The organism is Pseudoclavibacter sp. RFBI5 (assembly GCF_002931395.1).
Lineage (GTDB): Bacteria > Actinomycetota > Actinomycetes > Actinomycetales > Microbacteriaceae > Pseudoclavibacter.
The window spans coordinates 140,752-163,769 of record NZ_PSYA01000007.1 but is presented as its reverse complement, the minus strand read 5'-3'; the positions used below and the strand labels follow the sequence as shown (position 1 = coordinate 163,769).

16 protein-coding genes and 1 riboswitch are annotated in these 23,018 nt (G+C 69.3%); of the genes, 5 read left to right on the top strand and 11 right to left on the bottom strand.

Translation table 11 applies throughout. From position 1 onward, the window contains the following. Positions 1-2: 2 nt before the first annotated feature. The gene (locus tag C5E06_RS05655) at positions 3-656 is read right to left on the bottom strand and encodes an ECF transporter S component (RefSeq protein WP_104306265.1); all 654 of its coding nucleotides are present in this window, start codon (positions 654-656) and stop codon (positions 3-5) included. 51 nt (positions 657-707) lie between these two features. Next, positions 708-817, bottom strand: a riboswitch (TPP riboswitch). Between the two features lie 24 nt (positions 818-841). After that, positions 842-1,174 (bottom strand): hypothetical protein, encoded by a 333-nt coding sequence (locus C5E06_RS05650; protein WP_104298986.1) that lies wholly within the window; start codon positions 1,172-1,174, stop codon positions 842-844. A gap of 139 nt (positions 1,175-1,313) precedes the next feature. On the opposite strand from C5E06_RS05650, the gene glgX reads away from it, so the two are divergent. The 4 genes from glgX to C5E06_RS05630 all read left to right on the top strand — a co-directional run bounded on the left by glgX (position 1,314) and on the right by C5E06_RS05630 (position 8,128). Beyond that, positions 1,314-3,509, top strand: coding sequence for a glycogen debranching protein GlgX (gene glgX, locus C5E06_RS05645; protein WP_104306264.1), 2,196 nt, complete (start codon positions 1,314-1,316; stop codon positions 3,507-3,509). A gap of 46 nt (positions 3,510-3,555) precedes the next feature. Further along, positions 3,556-5,880, top strand: a complete 2,325-nt coding sequence (gene treY, locus C5E06_RS05640; RefSeq protein ID WP_104306313.1) for a malto-oligosyltrehalose synthase — start codon at positions 3,556-3,558, stop codon at positions 5,878-5,880. Between the two features lie 49 nt (positions 5,881-5,929). Then, positions 5,930-7,720: a malto-oligosyltrehalose trehalohydrolase gene (treZ, locus tag C5E06_RS05635; protein WP_104306263.1), complete on the top strand. Its 1,791-nt coding sequence runs from the start codon at positions 5,930-5,932 to the stop codon at positions 7,718-7,720. A gap of 120 nt (positions 7,721-7,840) precedes the next feature. Beyond that, on the top strand, positions 7,841-8,128 hold the full coding sequence (locus C5E06_RS05630; protein WP_104306262.1) for a DUF2277 domain-containing protein: 288 nt from the start codon (positions 7,841-7,843) through the stop codon (positions 8,126-8,128). 42 nt (positions 8,129-8,170) lie between these two features. Here the strand turns inward: C5E06_RS05630 and dinB are convergent, their stop codons facing one another. After that, entirely contained in the window at positions 8,171-9,466 is a 1,296-nt protein-coding gene (gene dinB / locus C5E06_RS05625; RefSeq protein ID WP_104306261.1) for a DNA polymerase IV, read from the bottom strand. A gap of 62 nt (positions 9,467-9,528) precedes the next feature. Here dinB and C5E06_RS05620 point away from each other — a divergent pair, with 62 nt between their 5' ends. Then, positions 9,529-11,307 carry a long-chain-fatty-acid--CoA ligase gene (locus tag C5E06_RS05620; RefSeq protein WP_104306260.1) on the top strand — a complete coding sequence of 593 codons (1,779 nt, stop codon included), beginning with the start codon at positions 9,529-9,531 and terminating at the stop codon, positions 11,305-11,307. A 51-nt stretch (positions 11,308-11,358) separates the two neighbouring features. On the opposite strand, the gene C5E06_RS05615 is transcribed toward C5E06_RS05620, so the two are convergent. The 8 genes from C5E06_RS05615 to mnmA form a co-directional block, all read right to left on the bottom strand. Continuing rightward, positions 11,359-12,873, bottom strand: coding sequence for a hypothetical protein (locus tag C5E06_RS05615; RefSeq protein ID WP_146081316.1), 1,515 nt, complete (start codon positions 12,871-12,873; stop codon positions 11,359-11,361). A gap of 86 nt (positions 12,874-12,959) precedes the next feature. Then, on the bottom strand, positions 12,960-14,474 hold the full coding sequence (gatB, locus tag C5E06_RS05610) for an Asp-tRNA(Asn)/Glu-tRNA(Gln) amidotransferase subunit GatB (RefSeq protein ID WP_104306258.1): 1,515 nt from the start codon (positions 14,472-14,474) through the stop codon (positions 12,960-12,962). Beyond that, the gene (gatA, locus tag C5E06_RS05605) at positions 14,474-16,000 is read right to left on the bottom strand and encodes an Asp-tRNA(Asn)/Glu-tRNA(Gln) amidotransferase subunit GatA (protein WP_104306257.1); all 1,527 of its coding nucleotides are present in this window, start codon (positions 15,998-16,000) and stop codon (positions 14,474-14,476) included. Before gatA ends, gatB begins: the two co-directional genes overlap by 1 nt. Further along, the gene (gene gatC / locus C5E06_RS05600; RefSeq protein WP_104298847.1) at positions 15,997-16,296 is read right to left on the bottom strand and encodes an Asp-tRNA(Asn)/Glu-tRNA(Gln) amidotransferase subunit GatC; all 300 of its coding nucleotides are present in this window, start codon (positions 16,294-16,296) and stop codon (positions 15,997-15,999) included. The genes gatA and gatC overlap by 4 nt, the downstream gene beginning before the upstream one ends. Before the next feature lie 75 nt (positions 16,297-16,371). Further along, positions 16,372-18,849 (bottom strand): DUF6882 domain-containing protein, encoded by a 2,478-nt coding sequence (locus tag C5E06_RS05595; RefSeq protein WP_146081315.1) that lies wholly within the window; start codon positions 18,847-18,849, stop codon positions 16,372-16,374. A gap of 118 nt (positions 18,850-18,967) precedes the next feature. Continuing rightward, on the bottom strand, positions 18,968-21,346 hold the full coding sequence (gene ligA, locus C5E06_RS05590) for an NAD-dependent DNA ligase LigA (protein ID WP_104306255.1): 2,379 nt from the start codon (positions 21,344-21,346) through the stop codon (positions 18,968-18,970). Next, entirely contained in the window at positions 21,343-21,819 is a 477-nt protein-coding gene (locus C5E06_RS05585) for a hypothetical protein (RefSeq protein WP_104306254.1), read from the bottom strand. The genes ligA and C5E06_RS05585 overlap by 4 nt, the downstream gene beginning before the upstream one ends. Next, positions 21,816-23,006, bottom strand: coding sequence for a tRNA 2-thiouridine(34) synthase MnmA (mnmA, locus tag C5E06_RS05580; RefSeq protein WP_258067521.1), 1,191 nt, complete (start codon positions 23,004-23,006; stop codon positions 21,816-21,818). Before mnmA ends, C5E06_RS05585 begins: the two co-directional genes overlap by 4 nt. Positions 23,007-23,018 lie beyond the last annotated feature (12 nt).

The following is a 23,018-nucleotide window of genomic DNA, read 5'->3' as shown; positions in this document are numbered from 1 at the left end:
CGCTAGCCGATTCGCTTCGCGCTTCTGCCCGCCGCGAAGCGGTTCAGCGCGCCAGTGGCGGCGAGTGCTCGCGTGAGCAGCCAGCCGACGACTCCGGCCAGCACCGCACCGGAGACCACGACCGCGACGAGGTAGATCGTCAGGAATTCAGGGCCCTTCTCGATGTTCGCGCTGAGGAACAGCTCGAGCACCCACGCGGCGACGGCAGCACCAGCGCCCGCGAGCATCGCGACGCTCAGACCGAAGCGCTTGTAGAGGAAGAGCGCGAAGATGAGCTCGGCGCCGAGGCCCTGCGCGATCCCCGAGTAGACGGTCTCGATCGACCACTGGCTACCGAGCAGCATGGAGACGCACGCCGCGAGCACCTCGACGAAGAGCGCAGCCCCCGGCTTGCGGATGATGAGCCCGCCCAGCACGCCGCCGAGCAGCCAGATGCCGACCGCGATGCCGCCGATACCCGGAGTGAACGCATCCATCGCCACGAACCAGGCGTAGCCGACGCTGTTCCAGAAGATGAAGATGAGGCCCGTCGCGACACCGAGGACGGCCGCCGTGACGATGTCGATGACCCGCCAGCGGAAGCGGCTCTTCGGCGCCTTCGCCTGAGCCGGAACCTGCGCTGCCGCAGTCGGAGATGGAGTCGGGGAAGTTGTCATGCTGTGTGCCCTTTCGAGTGAAAGTGCACGGGCGCAGAGCCGTGGGCGACCCTGCTCGGAGATGTGCCTCCCTGCGCTGGCATTACCCAGATCAGGTTTGACGGTCGAAGGCTTGAGCCTTCCTCTCAGCCCGGACTACCGGACTCCCGTGAACACCCCCGAGTATAGGCCGTACCGCGCCTGAGCTACTTCTTGAGCGCCTTGATGAGACGCGGGAGCGCGTGCCCGACCGTCCACACCAGCGGAATCGACACGACAAGCAGCGTGATGATGTTCGGCCGGAAGCTCGTGCCGAACTCGTCATCCACGTACGCGCCGACCGGCACGGCCATCCCGCCGCCACCGCCGCCCGACGAGTTCTCCTGACCCTCCTCAGTGCTCTCACCACCGCCGTAGCCGTACGAGACGAGAGCGACCGGAAGGATCGTGGACTTGCCGAGTTCCACCTTCTCGCCGTAGGCGAGGGTGACGCCGAGCTTCTTGACCGAGTCCGTGAGGTTCTGTGTGAGGTTCGTCATGCGGCCAGCGTAGGTCGTCGACATGCCTGCCAACCAGGAGAAGTCCTGTGTGCTTGCGGGCGAGAGCGCTCCCACCCTTTGGTAGCTTTAGTGCCTGCATCCACACGCGATGTTCTTCGATGAAGCAATAGGAGCGTGCATGAAAACGTGGCCCGGAAATGCCTACCCCCTCGGAGCGACGTTCGATGGAAGTGGCACCAACTTCGCGATCTTCAGCGAGGCCGCCCACAAGGTCGAGCTGTGCCTCTTCGATGACGACGGCAACGAGGAGCGGGTGAGGCTCTACGAGCAGGATGCGCACGTCTGGCATGCCTACCTCCCTCACGTGCAACCCGGCCAGCAGTACGGCTACCGGATGCACGGCGACTACGACCCGATCAACGGAAGCCGCTGCAACCCGGCGAAGCTCCTCCTCGACCCGTACGCGAAGGCGACGACGGGCGAGATCGACTGGGACCAGTCGCTCTTCAGCTACAACTTCGGCGACCCCGACTCGTTCAACGACCTCGACTCAGCGCCCCACATGATGAAGGGCGTTGTCATCAACCCCTACTTCGACTGGGCTGGCGACCGGAAGCCGGGCATCCCCTACAACGAGTCCCTCATCTACGAGGCGCACGTCAAGGGGCTCACCGAGCTGCACCCGGATGTGCCTGAGGAGATCCGCGGCACGTACGCCGGCATCGCGCACCCCGCGATCGTCGAGCACCTCAAGCGCCTCGGCGTCACCGCCATCGAGCTCATGCCCGTGCACCAGTTCGTGCAGGACAGCACCCTCATCGAGAAGGGACTCCGCAACTACTGGGGGTACAACACCATCTCGTTCCTCGCCCCGCACGCCGACTACGCCTCCCAGGGCACGGCAGGCCAGCAGGTGCAGGAGTTCAAGTCGATGGTGCGCACCCTGCACGCCAACAACATCGAGGTCATCCTCGACGTCGTCTACAACCACACGGCAGAAGGCAACCACCTCGGCCCGACCCTCAGCTTCCGTGGCATCGACAACGCCGCCTACTACCGGCTCGAGGACGACGACAAGCGCTACTACACCGACTACACGGGCACCGGCAACTCGCTCAACATGCGCCACCCGCACTCGCTGCAGCTCATCATGGACTCGCTGCGCTACTGGGTCACCGAGATGCACGTCGACGGCTTCCGCTTCGACCTCGCCTCCACCCTCGCCCGCGAGCTGCACGACGTCGACAAGCTGTCCACGTTCTTCGACCTCGTGCAGCAGGACCCGGTGGTCTCGCAGGTGAAGCTCATCGCAGAGCCGTGGGACGTCGGCCCCGGCGGCTACCAGGTCGGCAACTTCCCACCGCAGTGGACGGAGTGGAACGGCAAGTACCGCGACACGGTGCGCGACTTCTGGCGAGGCGAACCATCGACCCTCGGCGAGTTCGCGAGCCGCATCACCGGCTCCGCCGACCTGTACGAGCACTCCGGACGCCGCCCCTTCGCCTCCATCAACTTCGTCACGGCCCACGACGGCTTCACGCTGAGAGACCTGGTCTCCTACAACGAGAAGCACAACGACGCCAACGGCGAGAACGGGAACGACGGCGAGAGCCACAACCGCTCCTACAACCTCGGCGTCGAAGGCCCCACCGACGACCCCGAGATCAACGCCATGCGGGCCCGCCAGCAGCGCAACATCATCGCGACGATGCTGCTCAGCCAGGGCGTGCCCATGCTCCTCCACGGCGACGAGCTGGGGCGCACGCAGAACGGCAACAACAACACGTACGCGCAGGACAGCGAGATCAGCTGGGTGCACTGGGAGAACGCCGACGAGCCACTCGTCGAGTTCACGAGGGCCGTCGCGCAGCTGCGCGCCGACCACCCGACGTTCCGCCGACGCCGCTTCTTCAACGGCCGCGTCGAGGAGCGCGCCGAGGGATCCGCGCTGCCCGACATCGTGTGGCTCTCGACCGACGGCACGCAGATGGCATCCGAAGACTGGAACGCCGAGTTCGTGAAGTCGATGGGCATGTTCCTCAACGGCAACGCCATCGCCGGACGCGACGAGCGGGGCGAGGAGATCACCGATGTGAGCTTCATGGTCTACTTCAACGCCAGCGAGACGGTCGTCGAGGCGACCATCCCCAGCGTCGAGATCACCTCCCACTGGGACATCGTCATCGACACCTCCGGCATGCACACCGACCTCGAGGCCGTCGAGCCGGGAGCAACCATCCCACTCGAGCCGCGCTCGCTCGTCGTGCTGCGCGAAGCCGAGCTCAAGGAGAAGCCAGACCATTCGGTCGCCGCCTCCGTCGCCGCGATGACCACCCCCATCCCCATCATCACGCGGCCGCCCCTCGGCAGCTGACCCCGCCAGAGCCATCTCAGAAGCACCTCGCGCCACGGAGACCATGATGCGCATCCCATCCAGCACGTACCGATTCCAACTGACGTCGGAGTTCGACCTCGACGCCGCGACCGAGCAGCTGCCCTACCTGGAGCGGCTCGGCGTGGGATGGGTGTACCTCTCGCCCATCCTCCAGGCGACCCCAGGCAGCACGCACGGCTACGACGTCGTCGACCCCTCGAGGGTCGACGACGAACGTGGCGGGCGCGAGGGGCTCGAGCGGTTCTCCGCGAAGGCCCGCGAGCTGGGCCTCGGCGTGCTCGTCGACATCGTCCCGAACCACATGGGAGTCGGCACACCACGCGACAACCCGTGGTGGTGGGATGTGCTCGAGCACGGCCAGCAGGCCGCGCACGCCGAGTCCTTCGACATCGACTGGGAGGCGGGCGGCGGCAAGCTCCTCATCCCCACGGTCGGCGACGACGACATGCCCAGGGAGCGGGGCGACGCGATCGCCAACGTGACCGTCGACACCGAGGCCGGCGTGCTGCGCTACCACTCCACCGAGTACCCGCTCGCGGAAGGCTCGGCACCCGAAGGCGCATCGGTGCGGGAAGTGCTCGACAACCAGCACTACCAGCTCATCCACTGGCGCCAAGGCGACAGCCGCCTCAACTACCGCCGCTTCTTCACCATCACCTCGCTCGCGGGCATCCGCGTCGAAGACGAGCACGTGTTCGAGGAAGCTCACGCGGAGATCCTCGACTGGATGCGTCACCGCCTCGTCGACGGGCTCCGGATCGACCACCCGGACGGACTCCGCGACCCGGGCGGCTACCTGCGCCACCTCGCCGACCGAACGCGCGGAGCGTATGTGCTCGTCGAGAAGATCCTCGAGGGCGACGAGGCGCTGCCCGCCGACTGGCGCACGGCAGGGACGACCGGCTACGACGCGCTCGGCCAGATCGACCGGGTACTCGTGGACGCCGACGCCGAGGAGCCGCTCGACGAGCTCGCGGCGGGAGCAGACGGCGACCCGGTCGACTGGGAGCAGCTCATCCACGAGGCGAAGCGCGCCGTGGCCGACGTGTCACTGAACGCCGAGATCCGCCGCATCGCGCGAGAACTGCGCGCGACGGGCCTCGAGGACGACCTCATCGAGGACTCCGTCGCCGAGATCGCCGCCCACTTCAGCGTGTACCGCAGCTACCTTCCGACGGGCGCGAACCACCTCGCCGATGCGGCCAAGGCCGCCACCGAGCAGCGGCCGGATCTCGCGGCGTCGATCGCCCGCGTCCTGCCGTTCCTCGAGGCGCCAGAAGCCGAGGCCGCGCTGCGTCTGCAGCAGACCACCGGCATGATCATGGCGAAGGCCGTCGAAGACCGCTCGTTCTACCGCTACGCACGCCTCACCTCCCTCAACGAGGTCGGCGGCGACCCGAACGTCTTCTCCATCACCCCGGAGCGGTTCCACGAGCTCCAGACGGCACGCGCCCGTGACTGGCCAGACGCCATGACCACGCTGTCGACCCACGACACGAAGCGCGGCGAGGACACTCGCGCACGCATCACCGCCCTCAGCGAGGTCCCCGAGTTCTGGGCGGAGAGCGTCGCCGAGCTCCAGAACGTGGCCCCCATCGACGACAACGCGTTCGCGCAGCTCACCTGGCAGGCGATCGTCGGCGCGTGGCCCGCATCCCGCGAGCGCCTCACCGACTACCTCGAGAAGGCCGCGCGCGAGGCCGACCTGCACACGAGCTGGACCAACCCGGACGAGACGTTCGAGGGGCAGCTGCACGCGGCCGTCGACGCCGTCTTCGACAACCCCGTCGCGTCGAACGTCGTCCAGAACGTCGTCGCCGAGACGCAGGAGGCGGGCTGGTCGAACTCGCTGACCGCGAAGATCGTGCAGCTCACGATGCCGGGCATCCCCGACGTCTACCAGGGCACGGAGCTGTGGACGCGCACCCTCGTCGACCCAGACAACCGGCAGAGCGTCGACTACTCGTCGCGCACTGCGGCGCTCGACGCGATCCTGCACGGAGCGGTCCCCGCGATCGACGACTCCGGTGCCGCGAAGCTGCTCGTGACCGCGGCCTGCCTGCGCCTGCGCCGCAGCCGACCGGAGCTCTTCACCGAGTACGAGGGCATCACCGCCGACGGGCCGGCGGCAGAGCACGCACTCGCGTTCTCGCGGGGCGGTGCCATCACGATCGGCACGCGCCTCCCCATCGGCCTCGAGCAGGGCGGCGGATGGATCGGCACGACCATCCCCCTCCCCGAGGGCGAGTGGATCGACCAGCTCACCGCAGCCGTCTTCACGGGCGGCAAGGACGTCCCGCTCGCCGCGCTCCTGCAGCAGTACCCCGTGGCGCTGCTCGCCAGGTCCTAGCCGGCACCCACATCCACACCATCTCGCTTCCCACCAAGGAGTTTTCCCCGTGCGCGATTCCCGCTTCGATGTCTGGGCACCACACGCCGAGACGCTGACCCTGCACCTCGACGGCACCGAGCTGCCGATGCGGCGCACCGACGGCGACTGGTGGGTACCGGACGCGGCGCTCGAGCTCGACGAGGACACCCACGACTACGGCTACCTCGTCGACGGCGACACGACCCCCATCCCGGACCCCCGCTCGCGGTGGCAGCCGGACGGCGTGCACGGCCTCTCGCGCACCTTCGACACCGACCGGCACCCGTGGGTGGACGGCGACTGGACCGGCCGCCCGCTCGCGGGGTCCGTCATCATCGAGGTGCACATCGGCACCTTCACCCCCGAGGGCACGCTCGACTCGGCGATCGACCGCCTGGACCACCTGCAGGAGCTCGGCGTCGACTTCGTCGAGGTCATGCCCGTCAACGCGTTCAGCGGCACCCACGGCTGGGGCTACGACGGCGTCGACTGGTTCGCCGTCCATGAGGGCTACGGCGGACCGGCCGCCTACCAGCGCTTCGTCGAGGCCTGCCATGAGCGCGGCATCGGCGTCATCCAGGACGTCGTCTACAACCACCTCGGCCCCTCCGGCAACTACCTGGGCAAGTTCGGGCCCTACCTCTCCGATCACCACGCCACGGCGTGGGGCGACACCGTCAACCTCGACGGGGAGAACTCCGACGAGGTTCGCGCGTTCATCCGCGCCAACGTGGCCATGTGGTTGCGCGACTTCCACGTCGACGGGCTCCGGCTCGACGCGGTCCACGCCCTCATCGACGACCGCGCCGTGCACATCCTCGAGGAGCTGGCCCGGGACGTCGACGAGCTCGAGGCGCACGTGGGTCGCCCGCTGACCCTCATCGCCGAGTCCGACCTCAACAACCCACGCCTCATCACGTCGGACGAGGCGGGCGGCTACGGACTCGATGCTCAGTGGTCGGACGACTTCCACCACGCCGTGCACGTCAACCTGACCGGGGAGACCAGCGGCTACTACGCCGACTTCGAGGGTCTCGATGCCCTCGCGAAGGTGCTCGAGAAGGGGTTCTTCCACGACGGCACGCTGTCGACCTTCCGAGGTCGCCATCACGGTCGCCCCCTGCCGGCTCACACGCGCGCCTGGCGGCTCGTCGTCTCGTCGCAGAATCACGACCAGATCGGCAACCGAGCCATCGGCGACCGCCTCACGGCGACGCTCTCCCCCGGCCAGCTGGCCATCGCGGCCACGCTCGAGCTGACCTCGCCCTTCACTCCCATGCTCTTCATGGGCGAGGAGTGGGGCGCCACGACCCCATTCCAGTTCTTCTCCTCCCACCCGGAGCCGGAGCTGGCGAAGGCGACCACGGAGGGCCGTATCGGCGAGTTCGCGCGCATGGGCTGGGACGCCGCCGTCGTTCCGAACCCGCAGGATGTTGCGACGTTCGAGCGGTCGAAGCTCGACTGGAGCGAGCTCGAGAAGCCGGAGCACGCCCAGCTCCTCGAGACCTACCGCGAGCTCATCGCACTCCGCAGGCGGGAGGCGGACATCACCACGCCCTGGATCGATGCGAGCAGCGTCGAGGCGTCGCAGGAAGACGGCACGCTGGTCATCACGCGAGGCGGTCTTGTCATCGCCGTGAACTTCTCGGCAGACGAGCAGGAGCTTCGAGTCGACCGAGCCACCGAGATGCTTTTCTCCACGGATGCACGGGCAACGCTCGGCCAGACCACCGGCACCGTCACGGGCGCACCGGTGGGCGCGTCCGCCGTCCCGCTCCGCCTTCCGGCTGAGAGCGCCGCCGTCCTTCGCGCCAGCTAGCTTCTGACCGGCGTCGCGGAGGGTCCTGCGGGAACGCCGCTCCGCGGCCCAGCGCGGAACCGGGGTGAGGCGGGCGATGTTCTCCTGGTCATCGCAGCGCCTCGGCGTACCCTGTCGCGCATGTGCAGGAACATCACAGAGCTGCGCGGGCTCGAACCAGCCGCGAACGACAACGAGATCGAAGCCGCCGCCCGCCAGTACGTGCGCAAGGTCTCCGGCATCACGCACCCGACCGCGCGCACGCGCGAGGCCTTCGAGAAAGCGGTCAGCGAGATCGCGCACATCACCGAGCACCTCCTCGAGGACCTCCCGGAACGGCGCCAGCCGCCGAAGACCGTGCCACCGTTGCGTCGCCCCGAGGTGCAGGCGCGCATCGCGGCGCGCGAAGCAGCGAAGACCGCCTCCTGACGCGAAGAAGCGCTGCCCCTGCCCGGTGCTCGGATACCCGATTCAGTGCCGGTCGGGTGTCTCGTCCTGCTTCCGGTTGGCCCGCTCGCTGAGTCCGACCGTTCCGTCGCTCCGCTCGCCGCGACCAAGCAGCGAGGCGGGGCGCAACGCGAACTTCCCGAAGCGCGCCACCGCCTGGTCGACCGTCCGCTCCGCGGCCTCCCAGTCGTCGTCCTCCTCGGCGCCGAAGAGAGAGAGCTGGCCGACGCTGCCTGCCTCCACGAGCTGTTCCGCCCGCACCCCGATGAGGCGCACAGGTCTCGGCGGCACGAGGGCCGTGCGCAGCATCTCCCGCGCCTCGAGGTAGAGCGAATGTCCGACGTCGCTCGGTTCGGCGAGCGTGTGCGAGCGTGTGATGGTCGAGAAGTCTGACCATCGGAGCTTGATGCCGACCTGCCGGGCCTGCAGACCGGCACGGCGCAGGCGGGTGGCAACCGCATCCGACTGGGCCCGCACCTCGCGTTCGAGGAAGGCGACGTCGCTCACGTCGTCGAAGAAGGTCTGCTCGTGGCTGATCGACTTCTCGCGGTGCGCCAACTCGATGCCGCGCTCGTCACGGCCCCACGCCAGTGCACTGAGCTTGGCGGCCCCCGCCTTGCCGACCGCCCGCTCCAGGACAGGCGCCGGCGTGTGCGCGAGGTCGAAGACCGTGTGGATGCCGATGCCGCGCAGCTTCGCCTCGCTCTTCTCGCCCACACCCCAGAGCGCGCCGACCGGCAGGTGGTGCAGGAACGGGATCGTCTCCTCGTGCGGGATCACGAGCATGCCGTTCGGCTTGCACTTTCCCGACGCGAGCTTCGCCACGAACTTGGTGGATGCGGCACCCACCGAGCAGGTCAGCCCCGTCTGCGCCTTGACCCGCGCGCGAAGGCTCGCCGCGATCTCACCCGGCGAGCCGAACAGCAGGCTCGCGCCGGACACGTCGAGGAACGCCTCGTCGATGGAGAGCGGCTCGACGAGCGGCGTGAACTCGCGGAAGATCTCCATGACCTGCTGCGAGGCGTCACGGTACTTGCCCATGTTGCCCTGCAGCACCACCGCCTCCGGGCAACGGGCGATCGCCTGATGCATCGGCATAGCGCTGCGGACACCCCTGGCCCGCGCCTCGTAGCTGGCGCTCGACACCACGCCCCGCTCCCGGGTGCCACCGACGATCACCGGCTTGCCGACGAGATCGGGCCGCTCGAGCAGCTCGACGGCCACGAAGAACGCGTCCATGTCGACGTGGAGGATGCTCGCGGATGCGTCGCGGTCGGACGCCACCCCCGTCTGCCGCGCCCCCATGTCTTTCCTGGTCATGCATCCATTGTGCGTCGCCCCACCGACATCTGCTGGACGCTCTGCGCGAATAGACTCTGCGCATGCAGCTGAACGAGTCTCGCGCCTGGACCGCCTTCTACGCACCCGGAACCCCGAAGGACATCGAAGTCCCAACAGGATCACTCCCAGACATGCTCGCGGAGATCGCCGAGCGCTTCCCGGACAAGCCCGCGATCGAGTTCTTCGGCGCCCAGACGACCTTCTCGGAGCTGCAGGACCAGGTGCTGCGGTTCGCGCAGGGCCTCCGCCGCATCGGGGTGAAGCGAGGTGACAGGGTGGCGCTCATCATGCCGAACGCGCCGCAGCACGTCGTCGCCTTCTACGCGGTACTGCGCCTCGGCGCCGTCGTCGTGGAGCACAACCCGCTGTACACGCGCGACGAGCTCCGGACTCAGTTCGAAGACCACGGCGCCGAGATCGTCATCGCCTGGGACAAGGCCGCTCCGACCGTGCAGTCCCTCCCCCACAGCCTCGGCATCCGCCACGTCATCGCCGTCGATGTGACGAAGGGCATGCCACTCAAGACGCAGCTGCTCCTGCGCCTGCCGATCGCCAAGGCACGCGCGTCGCGCGCCAAGCTCAGCGCCAAGGCTCCGGGGACGGTGCCGTTCGAGAAGCTTGCGAAGCAACAGCTCCTCGACGCGAGCATCCCGACGCCCGGACCGGAGGATCTCGCGAGCCTGCAGTACACGAGCGGGACGACCGGCAACCCCAAGGGCGCCATGCTCACGCACCGCAACCTGTGGTCCAACGCCCGTCAGGGTGCGGCGTGGATGCCCGAGTTCACGGCAGGCAGCGAGACCATCTACGGCGTCCTCCCCATGTTCCACGCCTTCGGCGTGCTGCTGTCGGTCATCTACTCTGTGAGCGTCGGCGCGAAGGCCGTGCTCTTCCCGACGTTCGACCCCGAGCTCGTCATCGAGGCGTCCAAGAAGTCGCCGGCGACGTTCATCCCGGCCGTCCCGCCCATGTACGACAGGCTCGCTCGCGTCGCGAAAGACGGCAAGCTCGACCTCTCCGGCGTCATCTACGCGATCTCCGGCGCCATGACGCTGAACGACGGCATCGTGCACCGGTGGGAGGCTGTCGCAGGCGGGCAGCTCGTCGAGGGCTACGGCCTCACGGAGACCTCCCCCGTGGCGCTCGGGAACCCCTTCACCGACAAGCGCAAGACCGGCACCATCGGCATCCCCTTCCCCTCCACGCACATCAAGGTCACCGACCCCAGCGACCCGAGCACGGAGGTGGAGCTCGGCGAGGTCGGCGAGCTGCTCATCCGGGGGCCGCAGACCTTCCACGGGTACTGGAACCGCCCCCAGGAGACCGCTGAGGTGCTCATCGAGGGCGGCTGGGTGCGCTCCGGTGATCTGGTCGTGCAGGACGAGGATGGATTCGTGACGGTCGTCGACCGCAAGAAGGAGCTCATCATCACGGGCGGCTTCAACGTCTCGCCCTCCGAGGTCGAGCGGGTCGTCACCGAGATCCCTGGCATCGCCGAGGTAGCCGTCGTCGGCATCAAGCGCGGCGGTGGTGCTGAGGTGGTCACCGCAGTGGTGGTGCTCGACGAGGGGGCGACGTTCGACGAGGGAGCGGCCCGCGCATTCGTTCGCGAGCGACTCTCGGAGCACAAGGTCCCTCGCTCCTACGTCGTGTGGGAGGAGCTCCCGAAGTCGCTCATCGGCAAGGTGCTGCGCAAGAAGGTGCGGGATGCGCTCCAGCAGAACCGCAACGCGACAGCTGCGCCAGCCGATGACAGCGCTGCTCCGGATGCGGATGGCGGAGCGGCGGCCGAGTCAGCCTCCGACACGACCGGAAAGTAGCGGGTGGCCCGCCCCTGCGACGCACGGGCGGGCCGCAGCCTCGGGAGGCGATCAGCCCCCTGCGACGTACCGTTCGCCGTCTTCGCTCAGGCGGGTCCCCGTGGGGCCTTCGAGCTCGACCAGACCCGCTCGTGCTGCCTGCCGGACCGACGCGGCGACGTTGACGGGGACACGCCACGTCATGCGCTCGAATGCGTTGGCGATCTCCGCGGCCGTGACCTCACCATCGGCGCTGAGGATGGCGGCGACCGCGATCGCGATGCGCTGCCCGTTGTTCGTCGGCTTGAGGTCGGACGCGAGGTCCTCGAGACTGCGCTTCGCCTGCGAGGCGGCACGAGATCGGCTCGACGCGGCGCCGCGCGCACCCGCCCTCGTGCGGGATGCGATGGGAGTGCTGGTGCTCCCACCGCGACTGTCTGGAGCTGAGTCGCCGGCTCGCCCCGCAGCGGACGCTCGCCCCTGACCAGCGCGGACTCGAGTCGACGCGCGCACGGACGAGCCTGGGTTTCGCACCCGTCCTGGCCCTGCCGCTTCATCCTCGACTCGCCCCGGCGCACCGGTCACGGACGAGGGCGAGACGGCTTCCGGGTCCTTGGCGCTGTTGATCCCGGAGGGGCGGCGCGCGCGTCTGGCGCTGGCCTCCACCCCCGACCCGACGCTGGCGGCACCGGAGCCGCTCCGGCCGGACGACCTGGTGGGCGCCTCGTCCTTCGTCGGCGCATCGGGGGCCACCGTGCGGATGTCGATGGGAGAGAGATCCGCCGCGTCGACGCCGAACTCGACGACGGCGGTCACGTAGGTATCGAAGACTGCACGGTGCACGGAGGTGTCATGCTGCTCGACAAGCACGACGATGCCGGGGATGGCGCGGATGAGACGCGCGAAGCCGTGCGCCTCGTCGCCTTCGTCGGAGAGCAGCGCCGCGTCGCGGACGGTGCGCTCACGCGCGCTCGGTTCGGCCTTGCCCGGCTTCTGCTTGCCAGCTGCGGGAGCGGGTCTGCCTGGCGTCTTCGCCTCCGGCTTCCTCGCTCCTGGCTGCGTTGGCGTGCTGAGCCCGTCGTCCGGAGCAGACGCGCGAGGCTTCTCGGCAGACGAGTCTTCCTCGAGGGAGCTCTTGCCGACCTGCTTGGCTTCGCGGCCGGGATTGCCGGTCTCGCTCTTCTTGTCAGACTTGGCCCTCTTGTCCGACTTGGCTTTCTTGCCCGACCTCGACTTTTCGTCTGACTTGGCCTTCTTGTCAGACTTGGCCTTCTCGTCTGACTTATCTTTCTTGTCCGACTTGCTCTTCTTGTCCGACTTGGCCTTCTTGGCCGACGTGGTCTTCGTGGCGGACTCGGCGTGCTGCTTCTTGCCCTTGGGCTCTGCCGCGGCGACGGGATCCGCAGCTGACGGCGCGGCCACGTCTCCGAGGGAAGCCGGCCGCAGCACCGTCTTTGGCGGCTGCACGCGCTCCTTCTTGACCTTCGCCCGAGGGCCGCCCTGGGTGGCGTCGGGTCGCTCGACCGGCGTGTTCTTGCCTGACTTCTTGTTCGACTTCTTGCCCATACGACTCACTGCTCCGTTCACCGAGGCTCTGTGGCTCTGACGCTAGCGCCAGAGCCACAGAGGCACCTCAGTCGTGCCCGACAATTCCTCGGTGTACGACGTGGGTCCTACGAGTTCTGCGCGCGCTCCAACACGAGCTCGCGAACGCGTGCCGCGTCCGCCTTGCCCCTCATCGCCTTCATGACGGCGCCGATGACCGCGCCTGCGGCCTGCACCTTGCCGTCGCGGATCTTGGCGAGCACGTCGGGCTGCTGCGCGAGGGCAGCGTCGATGGCCTCGATGAGCGGACCGTCATCGCTGACGACGGCGAGTCCGCGTGACTCGACGACCTCCGCGGGTGAGCCCTCGCCTGCGAGCACACCCTCGAGCACGTCTCGCGCGAGTCGGTCGTTGACGGTGCCCGCCGTGATGAGCCCGTCGAGCTCCGCGATCTGCGCCGGCGTCGCGAGGTCGGTCGCCTGCACGCCACGGTCGTTGGCGATGCGCGAGAGCTCGCCCATCCACCACTTCTTCGCACCGGCAGGCGTGGCGCCGGCGGCGACGGTCGCGTGGACGACGTCGAGGAGGCCAGCGTTGGCGATGTCCTGGAACTCCTGGTCGGCGAAGCCCCACTCCGACTTGAGGCGGCGGCGGCGAGCGACGGGTGCCTCTGGCAGCGTGGCGCGCAGCTCCTCGACCAGCTCGCGGCTCGGGCGCAGCGGCATGAGGTCGGGCTCCGGGAAGTACCGGTAGTCGTCGGCATCCGACTTCGGACGACCGGACGAGGTGCGTCCCGTGTCCTCGTGCCAGTGTCGCGTCTCCTGCGTGATGCTGCCCCCTGCCGCGAGGAGCGCTGCCTGACGCTGGATCTCGTAGCGCACGGCTCGCTCGATGGATCGGAAGGAGTTGACGTTCTTCGTCTCCGTGCGGGTGCCGAGCTTCTCCTCACCGCGCGGACGCAGCGAGACGTTCGCGTCACAGCGGAGGTTGCCACGTTCCATGCGAGCCTCGGAGACGCCGAGTGCGCGCACGATGTCGCGGATCGTCGAGACGTAGGCCGCCGCGAGCTGCGGCGTCTGCGCCTCGCCGCCGAAGATGGGCCGCGTCACGATCTCGACGAGGGGGACGCCAGCGCGGTTGTAGTCGACCAGGGAGTACTCGGCGCCCTGGATGCGCCCGGTGGAGCCGCCCACGTGGGTCAGCTTCCCTGCATCCTCTTCCATGTGGGCGCGCTCGATGGGCACGTGGAACACTGTGCCGTCTTCCAGCTCCACCTCGACCTCGCCGTCGAACGCGATGGGGTCGTCGTACTGCGAGATCTGGTAGTTCTTCGGGTTGTCCGGGTAGAAGTAGTTCTTCCGCGCGAAGCCCGAGACCTCCGCGATCTCGCAGCCAAGCGCGAGCCCGAGTGCGATCGAGTAGCGGACTGCCTGCTCGTTGACGACGGGCAGGGTGCCCGGGAGGCCGAGGTCGACCGGCCCGATGTTGGTGTTGGGCTCTCCGCCGACCTCGTTGCCCGAGTGGTTCGGGGTGTCGGAGAACATCTTGGTCTTGGTGCCGAGTTCGACGTGCACCTCGAGACCGATGACGGGCTCGTAGAGTTCGAGTGCGCGGTCGTAGTCCATGAGCTCTGGCTTGGCCATCAGCGTGCACCTGCCTTCAGCTGGGGGGCCTGCGAGAGCAGGGGCCCACCCCAGCGGTCTTCGAGAGTCTGTTCGAGTGCCGCGGCCACCGTGTAGAGGCGCGCGTCGTCACGGGCGGCTGCCATGAACTGGATGCCGACGGGCAGGCCGTTCTCCGGCGCGAGGCCGCCCGGAACGGAGATGCCGGGGACGCCGGCGAGGTTCGCCGGGATCGTCGTGAGGTCGGCCAGGTACATGGCCGTCGGGTCTTCCGCCTTCTCGCCGAGCTTGTAGGCGGTCGTCGGCGAGGTGGGTGCTGCGAGCACGTCGACCTCGGCGAACGCGGCGGCGAAGTCCTGCTGCACGAGTGTGCGCACCTTCTGCGCCGAGCCGTAGAACGCGTCGTAGTAGCCGGCGGAGAGCGCGTACGTGCCGAGGAGGATGCGACGCTTGGCTTCGTCGCCGAAGCCCTTGCTGCGCGTCGCGGACATGACTCGCTCGACGGTGGTCCCCGAGGGGTCGGTGACCCGCAGGCCGAAGCGCACGGAGTCGTAGCGCGCGAGGTTGCTGGAGGCCTCCGCTGGCATGATCAGGTAGTACGCGGCCACGGCGTACTCGAAGTGCGGGGTCTCGATCCAGGAGATGATCGCGCCGCGTTCCTCGAGGGCTGCGAGCGCCTCCTGGAATCGCTGCGTGACGCCGGCCTCGAAGCCGGCTCCGTCGGCGATCTGCTTGGGGACGCCGATGCGCAGGCCACGGACGGAGTCGTCCGCGCGTCCCGCGAGCGCCGCCTGCGTGAACGACGGCCACTCGCCCGTGAGGGAGGTGGAGTCGCGTCGGTCGTGACCGGCGAGGACGTCGTGCAGTGCGGCGGTGTCGAGCACGCCGCGTGCTGCCGGCCCGATCTGGTCGAGCGACGAGCCGAGCGCAAGCGCGCCGTAGCGGCTCACGCCACCGTAGGTGGGCTTCATGCCGACGGTTCCGGTGACGGATGCGGGCTGACGGATGGACCCGCCCGTGTCGGTGCCGAGCGCGAGCGGCGCCTCGTAGGCGGCGACGGCAGCGGCGGAACCGCCGCCGGACCCGCCTGGGATGCGCTCGAGGTCCCACGGGTTGTGGGTCGGCCCGTAGGCGGAGTGCTCCGTGGAAGAGCCCATCGCGAACTCGTCGAGGTTGGTCTTGCCGATGATGACGAGGTCGTTGTCGCGGAGGCGCTCGACGACGGTCGCGTCGTACGGAGGCACCCACCCTTCGAGGATGCGCGAGCCGGCGGTTGTCGGGGTGCCCTTGGTCGCGATGTTGTCCTTGACCGCGACGGGGACGCCGGCCAGCGGTGAGAGCTTCTCCCCCGCTTGGCGCTTCGCGTCGACACGTCCGGCTGCGGCGAGTGCGGAGTCGGCGTCGATGTGGAGGAAGGCGTGGACGTCTCCGTCGACTGCCTCGATGCGCTCGAGGTGCGCGGTGGTCGCCTCGATGGAGCTGATGCTGCCGTCGGCGATCGACGCGGCGAGGTCGGTCGCGCTCAGGCGCGTGATGTCGGTGCTCACTGCTCTTCCCCCAGGATCGCGGTCACGCGGAAGCGAGTTCCGTCGCTGTCCGGGGCACCCGCGAGTGCGGCGTCGCGGTCCAGCGGCTCGCCGACCTCGTCGGCTCGCGTCACGTTGTGCATGGCGATCGGGTGGGTCGTCACCTTGACGTCAGGCGTCGCAACCTCCTGCACTTTCTGGATGAGGTGCTGGATCTCGATGAGTTCGCCGGTGACGCGCTCGATCTCGCCTTCGGCGAGGTCGATGCGCGCGAGCTGAGCGAGGTGCTCAACGTCGGCGGCAGTGATGTCGGTCATTCGTCTCCGATAGTGAGTCGGCCAGGGCTGGACAAGTCTAGGCCGCGTGCTGACGCGGCCGTGCTCCATCCGTGGCTACTGGCGTGGTGGCTGCTGCTGGGGAGGCTGGGACGATGGCCCATTGCCCTGCCAGCGGGGGTCGTATCCGGGCTGACCCGGCTGGGCGGGCTGCTGTCCCGGGTACTGCGGCTGCCCCTGGTAGGGCGGCTGACCCGGCTGAGCGGGCTGTTGCCCCGGGTACTGCGGCTGCCCCTGGTACGGCGGTTGGCCAGGAGACTGCGGCTGGCCCTGGTACGGCGGCTGGCCGTGCTGGGGCTGCGTTCGCGCAGGCTGGCCGTTCCATCCGCCGGGCTGCGGGTTCTGCTGCGGGCCGCGCGTCGGCGGGAACTGCTGCGGGGCGCCCTGCTGGCGGGGATCGAAGCCCCCGGCCGGGCCAGGGTAGGGAGTGCCCGGGTACGGCTGGCCTGGCTGCTGCTGGCCGGGGTACGGCTGGCCCGGGTTGGGCTGGCCCGGGTTGGGCTGGCCCGGGTTGGGCTGGCCCGGGTTGGGCTGGCCCGGCTGCTGCCGGCCCTGGTTGTGCTGGCCCGGCTGCTGCTGACCCTGGTTGTGCTGGCCCGGATACTGCGGCTGTCCCTGGCGTGGGTCACGCTGCTGCTGGGACGGCGCGCGACCGAAGTCGTTGCCGGCTGCCGGCTGCTGCCCCTGCCAGGAACCCCCTTGCTGCGGCGGCCGCCCCTGCGGCTGGCCCTGCGGCCCTGGCTGCTGACCCTGTCCGGGGCGCGCTGCACCCCATGGAGCCTGAGGCTGATACCCGCCTGCCGGGCCAGGCTGCCCCTGACCCTGGGTTCCCTGATTCTGCTGACCCGAAAACTGCCGACCTGGAGCCTGCTGGCCCGGGAACTGCTGCCCCGGCGCCTGCTGACCCGGGAACTGCTGACCCGGGAACTGCTGCCCTGGGAACTGCTGCCCCGTCGTCTGCTGGCCCGGGAATGACTGCCCCGCCGGGTAGGCCTGTCCGGGATTCTGCTGCGGCTGAGGTTGTTGCCACGCTCCCTGGCCTTGGCCAGGCCCGGGCTGGGCGCCGGGCTGCGGCCAGCCCTGACGAGGAGGCTGGCCCTGGTTGCTCGGCTGCCCGAACTGCGTCGGCGGAGCCACCTGCGGCGGGTTGGCCAGGTGCGGCGGCAGGAACCCCTGGGCCGCGCCCTCACCAGGCGCAGGTGCTGGCACGGGCGGAGGTCCGCCGTTGGGAGGAGCGACGGCGGATGCTGGTGTGCGCTCCCATCGGGGCGAGGCGTCGAAGGGCTGCCAGGGCGCGCTCGGCGCCTGCTGCTGGTCAGTAGCCGAGGATGCTGCTGGCGCCTGCGACGCCGACGCCGCGCTCGGCTGATCCCGGCGCTGCGGGATCGGCACGTACGGAGCCGAAGCCGGCACGACGGGCGGAGGCGGAGTCGGGAGCCCCGCCGGCGGCACGACCGGGACGGGCGCGGGCTGCTGGGCCTCGAACGACGGCGCCTCGCGAGGATGCACCGGCGGAGCGTCGGTCGAGGAGGCGGTGGGGCTGACGTGCAGCTCGGTCGGCGCTTGGCTCTCCGATGAAAGCTCGGCCTCTGGACCCTGCTCGCCCTCGGTGCGCGAGTCGAGGGTGGCCGATGGGGCGGTCAGCGAAGAGGAGGGGGTGTCCGCGGCCGATTCGGGAGCCGGATGGGGGTCCGCTGCGGTGGTGTGCTCGACACCGGGATGAGGAACGGGCGCGGGATCCGAGAGAGGCGCGGGCTCCCGAGCGGGGTCGGGTTCCCTAGTGGGCTCAGGCTCCGAAATCGGCGCGGGCTCCGAGACGGGCGCGGGCTCGACGGCGACCTCGGGAGCGCTGTCGTCTCCGGTCGGGACCGCGGCGGCGGGTGCCACGCGCACCACGAGCACCTGCTGGGCGTCGTCGAGTGTGATCTCGACCAGTCCGTCGCCGGTCGCCAGCTCGTAGCTGGCGGCTCCCGTGCGCTGGAGCTGCGAGTGCGTCCGCGCCGCGTAGGAGTGCAGGGCACGCACGTGGTCGCTCAGGACACCCGCGTCGACGGCGTCGAGGATGGCGCGGGTCGCACGTTCTGCGGTTGTGGCCGCGTCGGGCCCCGCCTGCACCATGAGATGCACCTGGACGCCGGGCGCCGCTTCCACGACGACGCTGTCGCGTGAGCGCGTCAGCGCCTTGGCCGCGAGGACGAGGTGGAGCGGAGACGCCTCGTCGGTCTTCACGACCGACGAGGAGAGCTGCTCTGGGCCACCGTCGAGCACGAACGAGCGCACCCGGCCGGCAAGCTCGATGGCCTGCTCCGGGAAGCCGTTGACGTTGTTCCAGCCCCACATCCACGTGCCGGCGCTCTGCGCGACGCTGCCGATGAGCTGCACCGGAAGCACCGTCGCGGTCGGTTGGGTCTGGTACGTGATCGACGGGGCGGTGAGGTCGACGTCCCATCCGGCGTCGCCGAGCTGCTCCGTGAGCTGCGCGTGCGCGTCGAAGTGGAGGATGGCGGCGTCGTCCGCCAGATCTTGCAAGCTCACGCTGAGCATGGTTCCCCGTTCCCCCGCGGCGAGCCATTGCCACGGCCTGCACACTGTAGCCGAGCGACCGGTCCGCCGCCTCGGAGTCCGCTTCCTGTCGTCGGTGCGCGCCGAGCTCTCATTCCGCGTCAGCTCGCAGGTGCTCGACCGCGCTGGGTCCACCTTCGAGGAGCAGGCGGAAGCCGTCTGCGTCGAGGATGGGGATGCCGAGCTCCTCGGCCTTCGTCAGCTTCGAGCCCGCTCCGGGCCCTGCCGCGACGAAGTCGGTCTTCTTCGACACGCTGCCAGCGGCCTTCCCGCCGGCGGCGATGATCGCCTCCTTGGCGCCGTCCCGCGTGAACCCCTCGAGGGTTCCCGTCGCCACGACGCTCAGGCCGGAGAGCGGCCCCTCGGTGCTGGTCCGCGCGCCGGGGCCCGGATGGTCCGGCGTGGCGAAGCGCACTCCGGCAGCCCGCCAGGCCTCGACGATGTCACGGTGCCAGTCTTCCGCGAGCCACTCGACGATCGCGTCCGCGATGGTCGGGCCGACGCCTTCGACCTGGGCGAGCTCCTCGGCCGGAGCCGCCTCGATCGCCTCGAGGGAACCGAACCAGTCCGCGAGTGCCCGCGCGGCAACGGGGCCGACGTGGCGGATGTTGAGCGAGACGAGCTGACGCCAGAGGTCTTTCGTCTTGGCGACCTCGAGCTGCTCGAGGAGGGTCGTCGCCTGCTTGGAGGGCTCGACGAGCCTGAAGTCCTTCTTGATGCCGGCCTTGCGCCGCTCGGCGGGCGTCATCTCCTCGGAGCCCGGCGGGTAGACGAGTGAGACCTTCTGGAACGGAGCTCGTCGGATGAGCTCGCCCGTCTCATCGTCGGTCCTGGGCTCTCCCGTCTCCGAGTCGCGGACGACGACCTCGATGGGGACGATCTCCTCGAGGGTGAGCGCGAAGAGCCGAGCCTCGGTCTCGAGCGGAGGCAGCTCGGGCACCGTCGGCTGGGTCAGCGCTGCGGCGGTCACCTCGCCGAGCGCATCGATGTCGAGTCCCCCGCGCGAGCCGATGTGCTCGACTCGGCCTCGGACCTGGGCAGGACACGAGCGGGCGTTCGGGCAGCGCAGGTCGACGTCGCCCTCCTTCATGGGACGCAACGGGGTCCCGCACTCCGGGCAATCGCTCGGCATGACGAAGTCGCGCACGTCGTCTCCGCGCAGCTCGAGCACCGGCCCGAGCACCTCCGGGATGACGTCCCCGGCCTTGCGCAGCACGACCGTGTCGCCGATCTTGACGCCCTTGACCCGCACCACGTCCTGGTTGTGGAGGGTCGCCATCCGCACGACGCTGCCCGCCACCTTGACGGGTGCCATGATCGCGAAGGGCGTGACGCGCCCAGTGCGTCCCACGCTCGCCGCGATGTCGAGGAGCTTCGTGTGCACCTCTTCTGGCGGGTACTTGTAGGCGATGGCCCAGCGCGGCGCGCGGCTGGTCATGCCGAGCTCGTCGTGCAGCTCGAGCTCGTCGACCTTCACGACGATGCCGTCCAGCTCGTGCTCGACGGAGTGGCGTTCGGCCCCGTAGTGCTCGACGAAGTCGACGACGTCGTCGACCGCCTCGGCGACCTTGGCGTACGGGGTGACGGGCAGGCCCCATCCTGCGAGGAGCTCGTAGACCTGGCTCTGCGAATCGACCGGTGGTGAGGGCCACGCGCCGATCCCGTGGACGTACATCCGCAGCGAGTGGAGTCGGAGCTCGCCGGCCTCGCGTTCGAGGCCGCTCTTCTTCTCGAGCTGCTGCCGCAGGCCCCCGCTGGCCGCGTTGCGCGGGTTCGCGAAGTCGGGGAATCGCTTCGTGGCCCGCTCCAGCTCGGCCTGCTCGTCGAACTCACCGCGCGTCGCGGCGGGCCGGGCTTCCCACCTCGCCCGGTACTCGTCGACGGCACGGGGGCGCAGCGACGCCTGGAACTCGTTGAGCTGCGTGAACGCGGCGACCGGGATGAAGACCTCACCTCGGACCTCGACGATCGGCGGGTGCCCCTCGCCCGAGAGCGCTTCGGGGATGCCGTCGATCTGCAGCGCGTTCTGCGTGACCTCCTCGCCCGTGCGACCGTCACCGCGAGTTGCCGCGGTGACGAGCCTGCCGTGCTCGTAGCGCAGGGCGATGGCGAGGCCGTCGATCTTCAGCTCCGTGAGCCAGGCGACTCGGCGACCCGCGGCCGCCTCCGTCTTGGCGCACCACTCGCGCAGCTCGTCGATCGAGAAGACGTTGTCGAGGGAGAGCATGCGCTCCGCGTGCTCGATGGGCCGCAGGCCGTCAGCGACGCCGCCGCCGACCGTCTGCGTCGGGGAGTCCTGCGACTGCAGCTCGGGATGCTCGCGCTCCAGCTCGTCGAGCTCGCGGACGAGCGTGTCGTACTCGGCGTCCGAGACGAGCTGCGCGTCACGCTCGTAGTACGCCGCCTGGTACTCGGCGACGAGCTCCCGCACCTCGGCGACGCGTTCCCGTGCATCCTCGAAGCTCGTCACGCTGTCGCTCCTGCACGGGAGCTCAGAGTCGCCATCGCTGCCTTGCGGCTCACGGAGAGCAGCCAGTCCTTCTTGCCCGCGAGGCGCTTGGCGGCGCGCCGCTCGCTGGTCGTCTCGAGGTAGCTCTGCATGATGCCGACGACGGCGATGAGCACCGCGAAGACGGCGAACACGATCTGCCAGGTGGGTTCGAGCTGCATGAGGAAGTTCGAGGCGAGGAACACCGTGCCGCCGATGAGGAACCAGAGCACGAGGGCGAGGATCCAGTCCTTCACTCCGAACGGGCGCGCCTCCAGGGTGCAGCGCTTCGCGAGCTGGAGGGCTGGCGCATCGAAGTGCTCGTCGTAGTCACTGCGCCAGCGCTCCGAGTCGGAGAGGTTCTTGTACTTCGCCGCCCAGCGCTCCGCTCGGTCGGTGAGCATGTCCATCGCCTCGCCGTCTTTCAGGACCGAGCCCTCAGCCTGCTTGCTCATGCCGCCTCCTGCCCGTCTGCGCTGCCTGCAACGCCATCTTGCGCGGTGCTCTCCTGCACGGCGCTCACGGTTCGGTCGATCGTGAACTGGCCGAGCACGCTCGTGCCGACGTAGACCACGGCGGTCTGGCCTGGTGCGACCCCGACAAGCGGCTCGTCGACGACCACGCTCCACTCGACGCCCGGGATGGTGGCGTCGTCACGCGTGCTCGCGGCGCTCGTGCTCACACGCGCGGTGGCGGGGACCGGATCGGCGTGGGCGCGGATCTGGACGTCGCAGCGGAACGCGCCGTCGGCCTCCGTCTTCGCGGCGCCCGTCCAGCTCATCCGCTGGCCGGCGATCTCCGCGATGTTGAGCGCCTCCTTCGGCCCCACGACGACCTCGTTGGTCTTCGGGCGAATCTCGAGCACGAACCGCGGCTTCCCGTCCGGGGCTGGAACGCCGAGCCGGAGCCCCTTGCGTTGGCCGACGGTGTAGGCCGTCGCTCCGTCGTGCTCGCCGAGCTTCGCCCCGGCGCTGTCGACGACCTCGCCGGTGGCTGTGCCGATGCGGTCACCGAGCCATCCCCGAGTGTCGCCGTCTGGGATGAAGCAGATGTCGTGCGAGTCGGGCTTCTGCGCGACGCTGATTCCGCGCTCGGCGGCCTCCGCACGGACGAGATCCTTGGAGGGCGTGTCTCCGAGCGGGAAGTAGCAGTGCTCGAGCTGCTGCTGGGTGAGCACGCCGAGCACGTACGACTGGTCTTTCGCCCAAGCACTCGCTCGGTGCAGTTCGACGAGTCCGTCCTCGCCCGTCGCGAGGGTGGCGTAGTGCCCCGTGCACACGGCATCGAACCCGAGGTCGATGGCCTTCTCGAGGAGCGCCGCGAACTTGATCTTCTCGTTGCAGCGCATGCAGGGATTCGGCGTGCGGCCGGCGCTGTACTCCGCGATGAAGTCATCGACGACATCGAGCTTGAACCGCTCGGAGAAGTCCCACACATAGAACGGGATGCCGAGGAGGTCGGCGGCACGACGGGCGTCCATCGAGTCCTCGATGGTGCAGCACCCTCGAGACCCCGTGCGGAGCGTGCCTGGCATTCGGGAGAGCGCGAGGTGCACGCCGATGACTTCGTGCCCGGCCTCGACGGCTCGGGCTGCTGCGACGGCGGAATCGACCCCGCCGCTCATGGCGGCTAGAACTTTCACCGGATAAGTGTA

Excerpts from the sequence above, each read along its gene's own strand:
- C5E06_RS05655 (WP_104306265.1), bottom strand. The coding sequence starts at position 656 with ATGACAACTTCCCCGACTCCATCTCCGACTGCGGCAGCGCAGGTTCCG.
- C5E06_RS05650 (WP_104298986.1), bottom strand. The coding sequence starts at position 1,174 with ATGACGAACCTCACACAGAACCTCACGGACTCGGTCAAGAAGCTCGGC.
- glgX (WP_104306264.1), top strand. The coding sequence starts at position 1,314 with ATGAAAACGTGGCCCGGAAATGCCTACCCCCTCGGAGCGACGTTCGAT.
- treY (WP_104306313.1), top strand. The coding sequence starts at position 3,556 with ATGCGCATCCCATCCAGCACGTACCGATTCCAACTGACGTCGGAGTTC.
- C5E06_RS05630 (WP_104306262.1), top strand. The coding sequence starts at position 7,841 with ATGTGCAGGAACATCACAGAGCTGCGCGGGCTCGAACCAGCCGCGAAC.
- dinB (WP_104306261.1), bottom strand. The coding sequence starts at position 9,466 with ATGACCAGGAAAGACATGGGGGCGCGGCAGACGGGGGTGGCGTCCGAC.
- C5E06_RS05620 (WP_104306260.1), top strand. The coding sequence starts at position 9,529 with ATGCAGCTGAACGAGTCTCGCGCCTGGACCGCCTTCTACGCACCCGGA.
- gatB (WP_104306258.1), bottom strand. The coding sequence starts at position 14,474 with ATGGCCAAGCCAGAGCTCATGGACTACGACCGCGCACTCGAACTCTAC.
- gatC (WP_104298847.1), bottom strand. The coding sequence starts at position 16,296 with ATGACCGACATCACTGCCGCCGACGTTGAGCACCTCGCTCAGCTCGCG.
- C5E06_RS05585 (WP_104306254.1), bottom strand. The coding sequence starts at position 21,819 with ATGAGCAAGCAGGCTGAGGGCTCGGTCCTGAAAGACGGCGAGGCGATG.